Here is a 13,700-nt window from a genome sequence, read left to right as displayed (position 1 = left end):
ACATACTATGTTGAGCATTTTTAAACCCGCGTCACATACGGCGCGCTTACCTGCAGCGGAAATCGATCCCACCTATCGTCGATTGCGCTGGCAGATTTTCTTGGGGATATTTTTTGGTTATGCGGCGTACTATCTGGTACGTAAGAACTTTGCCCTGGCGATGCCGTATCTGGTTGAGCAGGGTTTCTCCCGTGGCGATCTGGGTTTTGCGTTATCCGGTATTTCCATTGCCTATGGTTTTTCGAAATTTATCATGGGGTCCATTTCGGACCGCTCGAATCCGCGCGTTTTCCTGCCTGCCGGTCTGATTCTGGCGGCGGCGGTGATGTTGTTCATGGGCTTTGTGCCGTGGGCGACGTCCAGTATCGCGGTGATGTTTGTGCTGCTGTTCCTGTGTGGCTGGTTCCAGGGGATGGGGTGGCCGCCGTGCGGTCGTACCATGGTGCACTGGTGGTCGCAGAAAGAGCGTGGCGGTATTGTGTCCGTGTGGAACTGCGCGCATAACGTCGGTGGTGGTCTGCCTCCGCTGCTGTTCCTGCTGGGTATGGCCTGGTTTAACGACTGGAAAGCGGCATTGTACATGCCGGCATTCGGTGCGATTGTTGTCGCCCTGATTGCTTTTGCCCTGATGCGCGATACGCCGCAGTCTTGTGGCTTGCCGCCGATTGAAGAGTATAAGAACGACTATCCGGATGATTACAGCGAAAAAGCCGAAGAAGAGCTGACTGCGAAGCAGATCTTCATGCAGTACGTGCTGCCAAACAAACTGCTGTGGTACATCGCGATCGCCAACGTGTTTGTCTATTTACTGCGTTACGGCATCCTCGACTGGTCGCCGACCTACCTGAAAGAAGTGAAGCATTTCGCGTTGGATAAATCCTCCTGGGCCTACTTCCTGTACGAGTATGCGGGTATCCCGGGCACCCTGCTGTGTGGCTGGATGTCGGATAAAGTCTTCCGTGGCAACCGTGGCGCAACCGGCGTGTTCTTCATGACGCTGGTGACCATTGCAACGATCGTTTACTGGATGAACCCGGCGGGCAATCCGAACGTTGATATGGCATGTATGATTATCATCGGCTTCCTGATCTACGGTCCGGTCATGCTGATTGGTCTGCACGCGCTGGAACTGGCACCGAAAAAAGCGGCGGGTACGGCGGCAGGCTTTACAGGGCTGTTTGGTTACCTGGGCGGCTCTGTGGCAGCGAGCGCCATTGTCGGTTACACCGTTGACTTCTTCGGCTGGGACGGTGGCTTTATGGTGATGATTGGCGGCAGCGTGCTGGCGGTTATTCTGTTGGTGGTCGTCATGATTGGTGAAAAGCGCCATCATAAAGAGATTGAACTGAAGCGTAACGGGGGATAATAGATGAAAACCACATTGAAAAATCTTAGCGTCGCGTTGATGCTGACCGGTATGGTGGTCAGCAGCGCGGCCATCGCCGCTGACAAGATTGTGATTGCACATCGTGGGGCAAGCGGCTATTTACCGGAGCATACGCTGCCGGCAAAAGCGATGGCCTATGCGCAGGGCGCGGACTATCTCGAGCAGGATCTGGTGATGACCAAGGACGACCATCTGGTCGTTCTGCATGACCACTATCTTGACCGGGTCACCGATGTCGCCGAGCGTTTCCCGGACCGCGCCCGTAAAGATGGTCGCTACTACGCCATCGACTTTACGCTGGATGAGATCAAATCGCTGAAATTTACCGAAGGTTTCGATATCGAAAATGGCAAACAGGTGCAGACCTACCCAGGGCGCTTCCCGATGGGTAAATCTGATTTCTGTGTGCATACGTTCGAAGAAGAGATCGAGTTTATTCAGGGATTAAATCATTCCACCGGTAAGAACATCGGTATCTATCCGGAAATTAAAGCGCCGTGGTTCCATCACCAGGAAGGGAAGGACATTGCTGCGAAGACGCTGGAAGTGCTGAAAAAGTACGGCTACAGCGACAAACAGGATAAGGTCTATCTGCAAAGTTTTGATGTGGCGGAACTCAAGCGCATCAAGAATGAGCTGGAACCCAAAATGGGGATGGACCTCAACCTGGTGCAGCTGATTGCCTATACCGACTGGAATGAAACCCAGGAGAAAAAACCGGACGGCAGTTGGGTGAATTACAACTATGACTGGATGTTTAAACCGGGTGCGATGAAGCAGGTTGCTGAGTATGCAGATGGCATTGGTCCAGACTATCACATGCTGGTCGATGAGAAGTCGAAGAAAGGCAATATCGTGCTGACCGAGATGGTGAAGGACGCGCATCAGAATAAGATGATGGTGCATCCTTATACCGTGCGTGCCGATAAGCTGCCGGACTACACGACGGATGTGAATCAGCTGTATGACATCCTGTATAACAAGGCGGGCGTTGACGGGTTGTTTACCGACTTCCCCGACAAAGCGGTGATGTTCCTGCATAAGCAGTAACGGTATCAGGCCTGCGATAGCATGATATTGCAGGCCTTTTCACCGGCGCATTCCCGACGGTTAGATCAGACCGTCTGCGGTCAGTGTTTCCATACATGCCTGCAGTAAATATAAAGGGCTGCCGTCTACCGGCGGCTCTTTTGCCAATAATGATATTTGCCGATAAAACGTTGGCTCCAGCGCCACCGAACGTATTTGCCCGCCAACCGCCTTTAATGTGAGCTCCGGTAACAATGCGATCCCCAGCCCCTGACGAATAAAACTGATTGCCGTATCCGGGTGGTTGAACTCGTACTTAATGATTGGCTCAATACCTTGTTCTTTAAATAACGTCATGATGCTTAATTCATAGCGCCCTTTACTGATAATCAGCGGTTCTCCCACCAGTTCTTCTACTGAGATTGTGGCTTTGGCCGCCAGCGGGTGAGCCTCGGGGACAACAACGGTGAATTTGTCCCGATAAACCGGCACGCAGTACATGCCACTGACCGGAAAATGCACAAAACCCGCATCAATGCCTCCACTCTGCAGCGAATCAATAATGGCACTGCTGTTCTCTTCATAGGGAATGATTTTGATGTTGGGGTGATGCTGTTCAAAGTAGCGGATGATACCGGGCAAAATGCAGGCGCAGGCGCTGGGAAAACAGCCGATGTGCAAGGTTCGGGCTGGGTTTTGTTTCTCCTGTTCGGCGATCTCTTTTACGGCGTTCGTTTGTCCAATGATGGTCCGTAAATGTGGGAGCAGCCGGATACCTACCGGGGTAAGTTGAATATCTTTGCGCCGCTCGCGGATCAAAATATTAACCCCTAACTCTTCTTCCAGCGCCGAAATAGCCTGACTGACGGCGGACTGGGTGGTGTATAGCCGCTTGCTGGCTTCGGTAAAACCACCGTACTCAAGCACGGCCAGCAGGGCGTGGATCTGGGTTAGTGTCATTAGTTATCTCTAATTAATACTATTAAAATGATTAATTTCTCTAATAAAATAAGCCTGTTTATACTGACTTTCTACCTTAAATACCCAAAATAATTTGCGTAGCCGACACACAAGCAACGTGAACTATGACGGGGATAAATCACATTTTGACGCACCTGTCCGTTGTTCAGTCGCTCTGAGCGTTGCCTGCGTGCGCCGTCGGGACAGGTTGCCGAGTATGAAAGAAAAATTGTGGACGAAAGATTTTTGGGCCATCACGATTATCAGCTTTATTATCTTTTTTGTTTTTTATGTCCTGCTGACGCTGTTGCCGATTTATATCCTGGAGCGTCTCCATGCGACCCCTGATAAGGCGGGTTTATTAGTCACCTTCTTTTTGGGAGCCGCCATTGTGGTACGTCCGTTTGCCGGACAATGGGTGGGAAAATATTCGAATAAAACGATTCTGGTGCTCTCTTCTCTGGCCTTTTTGGTGGTCACTGCGCTGTATCCTGTTTGCCATTCAATTGAATCACTGCTGTTTATTCGGGTGCTTCATGGTGTCACGTTTGGCGTTATTACTACGGTAAAAGGGACGATTTCCGCGCGGTTGATACCGGCCTCCCGACGTGGGGAGGGCATCAGCTTTTTCTCTTTAGCTATGGGACTGGCGATGGTCGTTGGGCCATGGGTGGGTCTGAACATGGCGCGCTGGGAGGCCTTTACTTCCGCGTTCTGGCTTTGTACAGCGGTAGCGGCGGTGGGTATTGTGCTGTCATTGATTGTTGCCGTACCGCCGGTGATTCGTCATGCCGATGGCTCGCAGCCTAAGCTGGGATTTGCCGCCATGTTTGACCGTGCCGCCTTGCCTTTTGCCATGGTGACCTTCTTCATGACCTTTTCCTACGCCGGGGTATCTGCCTTCCTGGCGCTGTATGCACGCGAGCTGGATCTGATGGCCGCCGCCAGTAACTTCCTGCTTTGCTACGCTGTCTGCCTGATGATCTGCCGAACGTTTACCGGCAATATTTGTGATAAAAAAGGACCGAAATACGTGGTTTACCCGTGCCTGGTCGCCTTTACCGTAGGGCTTGTGGTGCTCGGATATACCCACGGCAGCATCATGATGATTATTGCCGGAGGACTGATTGGCATTGGCTACGGCTCGGTGACACCGGTGTTCCAGACGCAAATTATTAGCGCGGTAGAGCCGCATAAAATTGGCATCGCCAATTCGCTTTTTTTCAACGCAATGGATGCGGGAATGGCGATTGGGGCATTTATTATGGGGATGATGGTAGAAGGCGTGGGGTATCGGGCGATTTATCTGGTCGGTGCCGTGCTGGTGGTTCTTGCCGGAGCGCTGTACATCATGCAGATGAAAAAACGCGGAGACGTGGTGCTGGTCTCCGCGCATGAAGTTCACTAGGCGTTACATCTCAATCTCAATATCACCCTTTGCCCGGCAACAGCAGGGCAGTATCTCACCCGGCTGAATAAAGGCCAAAGGCTCTGCAATCCAGTCAACCTGACCCGCTACCAGGCGGGTACGGCAGGAGCCGCAGTAGCCTTCACGACATTGATACTCGACCTCAACATTGTGCGATTCAAGCGCGGCCAGCAGGGAAGGATGTTCATCCTGGCACAGCAGCTGCGTGCCAGAGATGCGCAGGGTAATACGGCCCATCAGAGCTGGAAATTACTCAGATCGTCGGTATCGACTTCGGCATCGATTTGCCCGACCAGATAAGAGCTGACTTCCACTTCTTGCGGTGCAACCTGCACGTTATCGGACACCAGCCAGGTGTTGATCCACGGAATGGGGTTCGAACGCGTCTGGAACGGCAGGTCAAGCCCTACGGCCTGCATACGAATGTTAGTGATGTACTCGACGTACTGGCACAGAATATCTTTGTTCAGACCGATCATTGAACCGTCGCGGAACAGGTAATCAGCCCACTCTTTTTCCTGCACAGCGGCCTGTACGAACAGGTCGTAGCAATCCTGTTTACACTCTTCGGCAATCTCTGCCATTTCCGGATCGTCTACGCCGCTGCGCAACAGGTTCAGCATATGCTGGGTCCCGGTCAGGTGCAGGGCTTCGTCACGGGCGATCAGGCGAATGATTTTCGCGTTGCCTTCCATCAGTTCGCGCTCGGCAAAAGCAAAAGAGCAGGCGAAGCTGACGTAGAAGCGGATCGCTTCCAGTGCGTTAACGCTCATCAGGCACAGATACAGTTTCTTCTTCAGCTCGCGCAGATTCACGACAACCGTCTTACCATTGACCGTGTGCGTACCTTCGCCCAGCAGATGCCAGTAGCTGGTCATCTCGATTAACTCGTCGTAGTAGCTGGAGATGCCTTCCGCACGCTTCTGAATCTGCTCATTGGTGACGATATCGTCAAACACCACCGCCGGATCGTTAACAATGTTACGGATGATATGGGTGTAAGAGCGTGAGTGAATGGTTTCGGAGAAGGCCCACGTTTCCACCCAGGTTTCCAGCTCAGGGATCGAGATCAGCGGCAACAACGCCACGTTCGGGCTGCGCCCCTGAATGGAGTCCAGTAAGGTCTGGTACTTCAGGTTGCTGATAAAAATGTGTTTTTCATGTTCTGGCAGCGCCTGAAAGTCAATGCGGTCACGAGAAACATCGACCTCTTCCGGACGCCAGAAGAACGAGAGCTGCTTTTCGATCAGTTTTTCGAAGATGTCATATTTTTGCTGATCATAGCGCGCGACGTTCACCGGCTGGCCGAAGAACATTGGTTCCAGAAGCTGGTCATTTTTCGTCTGTGAAAAAGTGGTGTATGCCATTGATGTGAATCCTTTGTGGGATGAGCGCCGGATGGCGGTGCAAGCACCTTATCCGGCCTACAAACCGTGCAATCGTAGGCCGGGTAAGCGTAGCGCCACCCGGCATTATTCATCAGATCTTACATGCGCCGCTTTCGCAGCCATCGTCCTGGATAGACGGCACCATATCGTCCTGAGTATCTTCAGCACCGTCGCGGGTGTTCTGATAATACAGCGTTTTGACACCAAATTTGTAGGCGGTGAGCAGGTCTTTCAGCAATTGCTGCATCGGCACTTTCCCTGACGGGAAGCGGGACGGATCGTAGTTGGTATTGGCTGAAATCGATTGATCGATAAACTTCTGCATCACGCCAACCAGTTGCAGGTAGCCGTCGTTATTGGGCATTTCCCACAGCAGTTCATAGGCATTTTTCAGGTGTTCGTAATCCGGCACAACCTGACGCAGGATGCCATCTTTCGAGGCTTTGATACTCACGTGACCGCGCGGTGGCTCAATGCCGTTGGTGGCGTTGGAGATCTGCGAAGAGGTCTCAGACGGCATCAGAGCAGAGAGTGTGGAGTTACGCAGACCGTGAGCCTTGATCGATTCACGCAACGCTTCCCAGTCGTGGTGCAGCGGTTCGTTGACGATGGCATCCAGATCTTTCTTGTAGGTATCGATCGGCAGAATACCTTTGGCATAGGTGGTTTCGTTAAACCACGGGCACGCGCCTTGCTCTTTAGCCAGCTCATTCGAGGCTTTCAGCAGGTAATACTGAATGGCTTCAAAGGTTTTGTGGGTCAGGTTATTGGCGCTGCCGTCAGAGTAACGTTTACCGTTCTTCGCCAGCCAGTAAGCGTAGTTGATCACGCCAATACCCAGCGTACGGCGACCCATGGCACCGCGTTTAGCTGCCGGGATCGGATAATCCTGATAATCCAGCAGCGCATCCAGTGCACGTACCGCCAGCACGGCCAGCTCTTCCAGTTCGTCGAGGCTGTTGATAGCGCCGAGGTTAAAGGCAGACAGCGTACACAGGGCAATTTCACCGTTTTCGTCGTTAACGTCGGTCAGCGGTTTGGTCGGCAGCGCGATTTCCAGGCACAGGTTGGACTGGCGCACTGGTGCGATAGCAGGATCAAACGGGCTGTGGGTGTTGCAGTGGTCAACGTTCTGAATGTAGATACGACCGGTAGAGGCGCGTTCCTGCATCATCAGCGAGAACAGCTCAACCGCTTTTACGCGTTGTTTACGAATGCTGTCATCGTTTTCGTATTGGGTGTACAGGCGCTCGAATTCGTCCTGATCGGCGAAGAACGCGTCGTACAGGCCCGGAACGTCAGACGGGCTGAACAGGGTGATGTCGCCGCCTTTCAGCAGGCGAGTGTACATCAACTTGTTGATCTGTACGCCGTAGTCCATGTGACGTACGCGGTTACCCTCGACGCCACGGTTGTTTTTCAGCACCAGCAGGCTTTCAACTTCCAGATGCCACATCGGGTAGAACAGCGTGGCCGCACCGCCGCGTACGCCGCCCTGAGAGCAGGATTTCACCGCAGTCTGGAAGTGCTTATAGAACGGGATACAGCCGGTGTGGAACGCTTCACCGCCGCGAATCGGGCTACCCAGCGCACGAATGCGTCCAGCGTTGATGCCGATACCGGCGCGCTGGGAAACGTATTTCACGATGGCGCTGGAGGTCGCGTTAATGGAATCCAGGCTGTCGCCGCACTCGATCAGCACGCAAGAGCTGAACTGACGGGTTGGGGTACGCACGCCAGACATGATTGGCGTTGGCAGCGAAATTTTAAACGTCGAAACGGCGTCGTAGAAATGCTTAACGTATTCCAGACGGGTTTCACGTGGGTAGTTCGAGAACAGGCAAGCTGCTACCAGAATATAGAGGAACTGAGCGCTTTCGTAAATTTCACCGGTGACGCGGTTTTGTACCAGATATTTGCCTTCTAACTGCTTCACGGCAGCATAGGAGAAGGTCATATCGCGGTCATGTTCGATGAACGAGTCCATCTGCTTGAACTCTTCTTCCGTGTAGTCTTCCAGCAGATGATTGTCGTATTTGCCCATCTCAACCATTTTAACAACATGGTCATACAGTTTTGGCGGTTCGAACTCACCGTAGGCTTTCTTGCGCAGGTGGAAAATCGCCAGACGAGCGGCCAGATATTGATAATCCGGTGCATCGCGGGAGATCAGATCGGCGGCGGCTTTGATAATCGTTTCGTGAATATCGGAAGTCTTGATGCCGTCATAAAACTGAATGTGGGAGCGAAGCTCGACCTGAGAAATCGATACGTTATTCAGTCCTTCTGCCGCCCAATCCAGAACTCGGTGGATTTTGTCGAGATTGATGCGCTCTGTACTACCATCACGCTTTGTCACCAGCAGACTCTGATTCATGTGGTTTTTTACCTGTCCGTGAAAGAAAAAAATATCCCCCGTATTATCCACAGTGCCATGTTGTGACTAAGTCTGTGGATAAATACTATATGTAGGGGTTGTTTGATAAGATAGACGCTATATGGTGAGTATTCTAGTAGGGATTCTTTTCAGTACAAGAGTTGATTTTGGCGTTAAATTGAGGTTGCAAAAGGGTAATAATCGCTAAGTGCGCGTCTTATAAGGCCTGGCGAGGATGTCAATAATTGAGAAAAAAAATAGAAAATTTGATCGAGTGCTGATTTCTTCATCGAAGAGCGATTACGTTATATGATCTGGCACAGAGTTTGTACGCCTGATAAGCGAAACGTCATCAGGCGTGCAGATAAGTTACTCGGCTTTCGCGGTGGTGTGCACCATATAGTTCACGTCCACGCCTGGACCCAGCTTAAAGGTGTTGGTGATCGGGTTGTAGTGCAGGCCGGTCATGTGGCGCTCTTTTAACACTGTCTGATCAACCCACTGTAACAATTCCGCAGGCTTAATAAATTTTTTCACATCATGCGTGCCTTTGGGCACCATGCGCAGAATGTACTCCGCGCCAACCACAGCCATCAGCCACGACTTGCCGTTGCGATTGAGCGTGGAGAAAAACACCTCGCCGCCTGGTTTCACCAACTGCGCGCAGGCTCTGACCACCGACTGCGGATCCGGTACGTGTTCCAGCATTTCCATGCAGGTCACTACGTCATACTGGTGTGCATGTTTTTCGGCGTGTTGTTCTACAGTTTCTTGTACGTATTCCACCTGAATGCCACTTTCCAGCGCATGCAGTTTTGCCACCTGTAGCGGTTCAAAACCCATATCCAGGCCGGTGACTGTTGCGCCTTCGCGCGCCATGCTTTCAGCCAGAATGCCGCCTCCGCAGCCGACGTCGAGCACTTTTTTACCAAACAGCCCGCCTGAGCGCTCGGTGATATAACCCAGACGCAGCGGGTTAATGCGGTGCAGAGGCTTAAATTCACCTTCAAGATCCCACCAGCGCGACGCGACTGCTTCAAATTTGGCAATTTCTTCATGGTCAACGTTCTGAGTCACCGGGGCTTTTTCGGCATTCATTGGGGCTTCTACTCCTTAATTAGCAATACAAACGAGTATATCAGCCTGGCAGGATGAATAAAGCCTCTCTCAGGGGGAATCCATTTACCTGAATCTGCACGGATGTGTTATAATTTGCGACCTTTGAATCCGGGATACAGTAGAGGGATAGCGGTTAGATGAGCGACCTTGCGAGAGAAATTACACCGGTCAACATTGAGGAAGAGCTGAAGAGCTCGTATCTGGATTATGCGATGTCGGTCATTGTTGGCCGTGCGCTGCCGGACGTCCGAGATGGCCTGAAGCCGGTTCACCGTCGCGTACTTTACGCCATGAACGTATTGGGCAACGACTGGAATAAAGCCTATAAAAAATCTGCCCGTGTCGTTGGTGACGTAATCGGTAAATACCACCCTCATGGTGATACCGCCGTTTACGACACCATTGTTCGTATGGCGCAGCCATTCTCCCTGCGTTACATGCTGGTGGATGGTCAGGGTAACTTTGGTTCTGTCGATGGCGACTCCGCCGCAGCGATGCGTTATACGGAAATCCGTATGTCGAAAATCGCCCACGAGCTGATGGCTGACCTGGAAAAAGAAACGGTTGATTTCGTCGATAACTATGACGGCACCGAACGCATTCCGGACGTCATGCCGACCAAAATTCCTAACCTGCTGGTGAACGGTTCGTCCGGTATCGCGGTAGGTATGGCGACCAACATTCCGCCGCACAACCTGACAGAAGTGATTAACGGCTGTCTGGCCTACATTGACGATGAAGACATCAGCATTGAAGGGCTGATGGAACACATCCCAGGCCCGGACTTCCCGACCGCCGCGATCATCAACGGTCGTCGTGGTATTGAAGAAGCCTATCGTACTGGTCGCGGTAAAGTGTACATTCGCGCCCGCGCGGAAGTTGAAGCTGACGCGAAAACCGGTCGTGAAACCATCATCGTGCACGAAATTCCGTATCAGGTGAACAAAGCGCGCCTGATTGAGAAAATTGCCGAGTTGGTAAAAGACAAACGCGTTGAAGGCATCAGCGCGCTGCGTGACGAGTCTGATAAAGACGGTATGCGCATCGTGATTGAAGTCAAACGTGACGCGGTCGGGGAAGTGGTTCTCAACAACCTTTACTCCCAGACCCAGCTGCAGGTTTCCTTCGGTATTAACATGGTTGCGCTGCACCATGGTCAGCCGAAGATCATGAACCTGAAAGATATTATCGCTGCGTTTGTGCGTCACCGTCGTGAAGTGGTTACTCGCCGTACTATTTTTGAACTGCGTAAAGCCCGCGATCGTGCCCACATCCTTGAAGCGTTAGCGATTGCACTGGCCAACATCGATCCGATCATTGAACTGATCCGTCGTGCGCCGACCCCGGCTGAAGCGAAAGCCGGACTGGTTGCCCGTTCGTGGGAGCTGGGTAACGTATCGGCGATGCTGGAACGTGCCGGTGATAACGCTGCCCGTCCTGAATGGCTGGAACCTGAGTTTGGCGTGCGTGACGGTCAGTACTACCTGACTGAACAGCAAGCCCAGGCGATTTTGGATCTGCGCTTGCAGAAACTGACCGGCCTTGAGCATGAAAAACTGCTCGACGAATACAAAGAGCTGCTGGAGCAGATCGCTGAATTGCTGCACATTTTGGGCAGCGCCGATCGCCTGATGGAAGTGATCCGTGAAGAGATGGAGCTGGTTCGCGAGCAGTTCGGTGATGAGCGTCGCACTGAAATCACCGCCAACAGCGCTGACATCAATATCGAAGATCTGATCACCCAGGAAGATGTTGTCGTGACCTTGTCTCACCAGGGTTACGTTAAATATCAGCCGTTAACCGATTACGAAGCACAGCGTCGTGGCGGTAAGGGTAAATCAGCAGCACGTATTAAAGAAGAAGACTTCATCGACCGCCTGCTGGTGGCCAACACCCACGACACGATCCTGTGCTTCTCCAGCCGTGGTCGTCTGTACTGGATGAAGGTCTATCAGCTGCCGGAAGCGAGCCGTGGTGCGCGTGGACGTCCAATCGTCAACCTGCTGCCGCTGGAAGCCAACGAACGTATCACCGCGATTCTGCCGGTACGCGAGTACGAAGAGGGCGTGAACGTCTTTATGGCAACCGCTAGCGGTACCGTGAAGAAAACGGCGCTGACCGAGTTCAGCCGTCCACGTTCAGCCGGTATTATTGCGGTTAACCTGAATGAAGGCGACGAACTGATTGGCGTGGATCTGACCTCCGGGTCTGACGAAGCGATGCTGTTCTCTGCCGCGGGTAAAGTGGTGCGCTTCAAAGAAGACGCCGTTCGTGCGATGGGTCGTACTGCGACCGGCGTACGTGGTATCAAACTGGCGGGCGAAGACAAAGTCGTTTCTCTGATTATTCCACGTGGCGAAGGCGCTATCCTGACCGTGACGCAAAACGGTTATGGTAAGCGTACTGCGGCAGAAGAGTATCCGACCAAGTCGCGTGCGACGCAGGGCGTTATCTCCATCAAAGTCACCGAACGCAACGGCTCCGTTGTTGGCGCGGTGCAGGTGACCGATAGCGACCAGATCATGATGATCACCGATGCGGGTACGTTGGTGCGTACTCGCGTGTCGGAAATCAGCGTGGTTGGGCGTAACACCCAGGGCGTTATCCTCATCCGCACGGCGGATGATGAAAACGTGGTGGGTCTGCAGCGTGTAGCTGAACCGGTTGATGATGAAGAACTGGATTCTATCGACGGAAGTGCTGCGGAAGGGGACGATGATATCGCGCCTGAAGCAGAAAGCGATGACGATGCGGCGGATGACGCAGAAGAGTAATTAAGTCGTAATGAGAAGGGCCGGAGAAATCCGGCCCTTTTTTTTAGTTCATCCTTTCCACAATCATTGCAATCCCCTGACCGCCGCCGATGCACAGCGTAGCCAGTCCGAGGGTTTTATCCCGCGCTTGTAGCGCGTGAAGCAACGTGACCAGAATACGCGCCCCGCTGGCGCCGATAGGGTGCCCAAGCGCGATTGCTCCGCCGTTGACATTCACCTTTTGTGCATCAAATCCCAGCGTTTTCCCTACTGCCAGAAACTGTGCGGCAAACGCCTCATTGGCTTCAATCAGGTCGATATCAGACAATTGAAGCCCGCTCAGTTGCAGCACTTTTTGCGTCGCCGGAACCGGCCCCATGCCCATGATGGCGGGTGCGACGCCGCCGCCGGCATAGGCTTTGATCCGCGCCAGCGGCTTCAGCCCAGCAGCCAGCGCCGCCGCTTCTTCCATGATTACCAGCGCGGCGGCACCGTCGTTGATCCCCGAAGCGTTACCGGCCGTGACGGTACCCGCTTTGTCGAAGGCCGGACGTAATGCGGCAAGGCCTTCCGCCGTAGAGTCGGCTTTGGGGAATTCATCACGATCAAACATGATCGCTTTTTTCCGCGATACCACACTCACCGGGACGATCTCTGCCTCAAATGCGCCTGACTCTATTGCCGATACCGCTTTACGCTGCGACATCAGCGCCAGTTCATCCTGCATCTCCCGGCTAATGCCATACTCCTTGGCAACGTTTTCAGCGGTGATCCCCATATGGTAGCCATGCTCGGCGCAGATCAGACCGTCGCGCAGGATTACATCTGACAACTGTCCGTCCCCGAGGCGATATCCCCAGCGGGCTTTGGCGTCTAACAGGTACGGTGCCTGGCTCATGTTTTCCATGCCGCCGGCGACAATTGCCTGAGCCTGTCCGGCCTGGATTGCCTGAGCGGCAAGCGCCACGCTTTTGAGGCCCGAGCCGCACACTTTGTTGAGGGTAAAACCGCATACGGTGTCGGCGAGACCGCTTTTTAACAGCGCCTGGCGTGCAGGGTTCTGTCCTAAACCAGACTGCAGCACGTTGCCCATGATCACCTCGTCAACCCGGAGTGGGTCAAGGCGGGCGCGCTCTAGCGCGGCTTTAATCACGGTTGCTCCGAGTTCGACGGCGCCGGTGGTGGCCAGTGAACCATTAAAGTTACCGATTGCGGTACGCGCCGCACTGACGATGACACAATTTTTCATTTTTCTGTT

At 53.0% G+C, this 13,700-nt stretch carries 10 protein-coding genes; 4 read left to right on the top strand and 6 right to left on the bottom strand.

Annotated features, from left to right (window positions below; all coding sequences use genetic code 11):
* Positions 1-7: 7 nt before the first annotated feature.
* Positions 8-1,366, top strand: coding sequence for a glycerol-3-phosphate transporter (gene glpT, locus M2374_RS05835; protein WP_137399812.1), 1,359 nt, complete (start codon positions 8-10; stop codon positions 1,364-1,366).
* A 3-nt stretch (positions 1,367-1,369) separates the two neighbouring features.
* Entirely contained in the window at positions 1,370-2,437 is a 1,068-nt protein-coding gene (gene glpQ, locus M2374_RS05830; RefSeq protein ID WP_181688924.1) for a glycerophosphodiester phosphodiesterase, read from the top strand.
* Between the two features lie 60 nt (positions 2,438-2,497).
* Here glpQ and M2374_RS05825 read toward each other — a convergent pair whose 3' ends face one another.
* Positions 2,498-3,376 (bottom strand): LysR family transcriptional regulator, encoded by an 879-nt coding sequence (locus M2374_RS05825; protein ID WP_096756404.1) that lies wholly within the window; start codon positions 3,374-3,376, stop codon positions 2,498-2,500.
* Between the two features lie 217 nt (positions 3,377-3,593).
* Between M2374_RS05825 and M2374_RS05820 the strand changes: the two genes are divergently transcribed.
* On the top strand, positions 3,594-4,784 hold the full coding sequence (locus M2374_RS05820; RefSeq protein WP_117343430.1) for an MFS transporter: 1,191 nt from the start codon (positions 3,594-3,596) through the stop codon (positions 4,782-4,784).
* A 3-nt stretch (positions 4,785-4,787) separates the two neighbouring features.
* On the opposite strand, the gene yfaE is transcribed toward M2374_RS05820, so the two are convergent.
* The 4 genes from yfaE to ubiG form a co-directional block, all read right to left on the bottom strand.
* Positions 4,788-5,042, bottom strand: coding sequence for a ferredoxin-like diferric-tyrosyl radical cofactor maintenance protein YfaE (gene yfaE, locus M2374_RS05815; protein ID WP_096756406.1), 255 nt, complete (start codon positions 5,040-5,042; stop codon positions 4,788-4,790).
* Positions 5,042-6,172, bottom strand: a complete 1,131-nt coding sequence (gene nrdB / locus M2374_RS05810; protein WP_096756407.1) for a class Ia ribonucleoside-diphosphate reductase subunit beta — start codon at positions 6,170-6,172, stop codon at positions 5,042-5,044. The genes yfaE and nrdB overlap by 1 nt, the downstream gene beginning before the upstream one ends.
* A gap of 112 nt (positions 6,173-6,284) precedes the next feature.
* Positions 6,285-8,570, bottom strand: a complete 2,286-nt coding sequence (nrdA, locus tag M2374_RS05805; protein ID WP_181688925.1) for a class 1a ribonucleoside-diphosphate reductase subunit alpha — start codon at positions 8,568-8,570, stop codon at positions 6,285-6,287.
* A 369-nt stretch (positions 8,571-8,939) separates the two neighbouring features.
* Complete coding sequence (ubiG, locus tag M2374_RS05800) at positions 8,940-9,668, bottom strand: bifunctional 2-polyprenyl-6-hydroxyphenol methylase/3-demethylubiquinol 3-O-methyltransferase UbiG (RefSeq protein ID WP_096756409.1); 729 nt, start codon at positions 9,666-9,668, stop codon at positions 8,940-8,942.
* A 158-nt stretch (positions 9,669-9,826) separates the two neighbouring features.
* Here ubiG and gyrA point away from each other — a divergent pair, with 158 nt between their 5' ends.
* A complete protein-coding gene (gene gyrA / locus M2374_RS05795; RefSeq protein WP_096756410.1) occupies positions 9,827-12,463 on the top strand; it encodes a DNA topoisomerase (ATP-hydrolyzing) subunit A in 2,637 nt (878 codons plus the stop codon).
* 43 nt (positions 12,464-12,506) lie between these two features.
* Here gyrA and M2374_RS05790 read toward each other — a convergent pair whose 3' ends face one another.
* Positions 12,507-13,691, bottom strand: coding sequence for an acetyl-CoA C-acetyltransferase (locus M2374_RS05790; RefSeq protein ID WP_115257934.1), 1,185 nt, complete (start codon positions 13,689-13,691; stop codon positions 12,507-12,509).
* Between the last annotated feature and the right edge of the window lie 9 nt (positions 13,692-13,700).

The organism is Citrobacter sp. JUb117 (assembly GCF_024809055.1).
GTDB classification, from domain to species: domain Bacteria; phylum Pseudomonadota; class Gammaproteobacteria; order Enterobacterales; family Enterobacteriaceae; genus Citrobacter; species Citrobacter gillenii.
The sequence above is the reverse complement of the archived record's forward strand: the minus strand, read 5'-3'. Positions and strand labels throughout refer to the sequence as shown.

Excerpts from the sequence above, each read along its gene's own strand:
- glpT (WP_137399812.1), top strand. The coding sequence starts at position 8 with ATGTTGAGCATTTTTAAACCCGCGTCACATACGGCGCGCTTACCTGCA.
- glpQ (WP_181688924.1), top strand. The coding sequence starts at position 1,370 with ATGAAAACCACATTGAAAAATCTTAGCGTCGCGTTGATGCTGACCGGT.
- M2374_RS05825 (WP_096756404.1), bottom strand. The coding sequence starts at position 3,376 with ATGACACTAACCCAGATCCACGCCCTGCTGGCCGTGCTTGAGTACGGT.
- M2374_RS05820 (WP_117343430.1), top strand. The coding sequence starts at position 3,594 with ATGAAAGAAAAATTGTGGACGAAAGATTTTTGGGCCATCACGATTATC.
- yfaE (WP_096756406.1), bottom strand. The coding sequence starts at position 5,042 with ATGGGCCGTATTACCCTGCGCATCTCTGGCACGCAGCTGCTGTGCCAG.
- nrdB (WP_096756407.1), bottom strand. The coding sequence starts at position 6,172 with ATGGCATACACCACTTTTTCACAGACGAAAAATGACCAGCTTCTGGAA.
- nrdA (WP_181688925.1), bottom strand. The coding sequence starts at position 8,570 with ATGAATCAGAGTCTGCTGGTGACAAAGCGTGATGGTAGTACAGAGCGC.
- ubiG (WP_096756409.1), bottom strand. The coding sequence starts at position 9,668 with ATGAATGCCGAAAAAGCCCCGGTGACTCAGAACGTTGACCATGAAGAA.
- gyrA (WP_096756410.1), top strand. The coding sequence starts at position 9,827 with ATGAGCGACCTTGCGAGAGAAATTACACCGGTCAACATTGAGGAAGAG.
- M2374_RS05790 (WP_115257934.1), bottom strand. The coding sequence starts at position 13,691 with ATGAAAAATTGTGTCATCGTCAGTGCGGCGCGTACCGCAATCGGTAAC.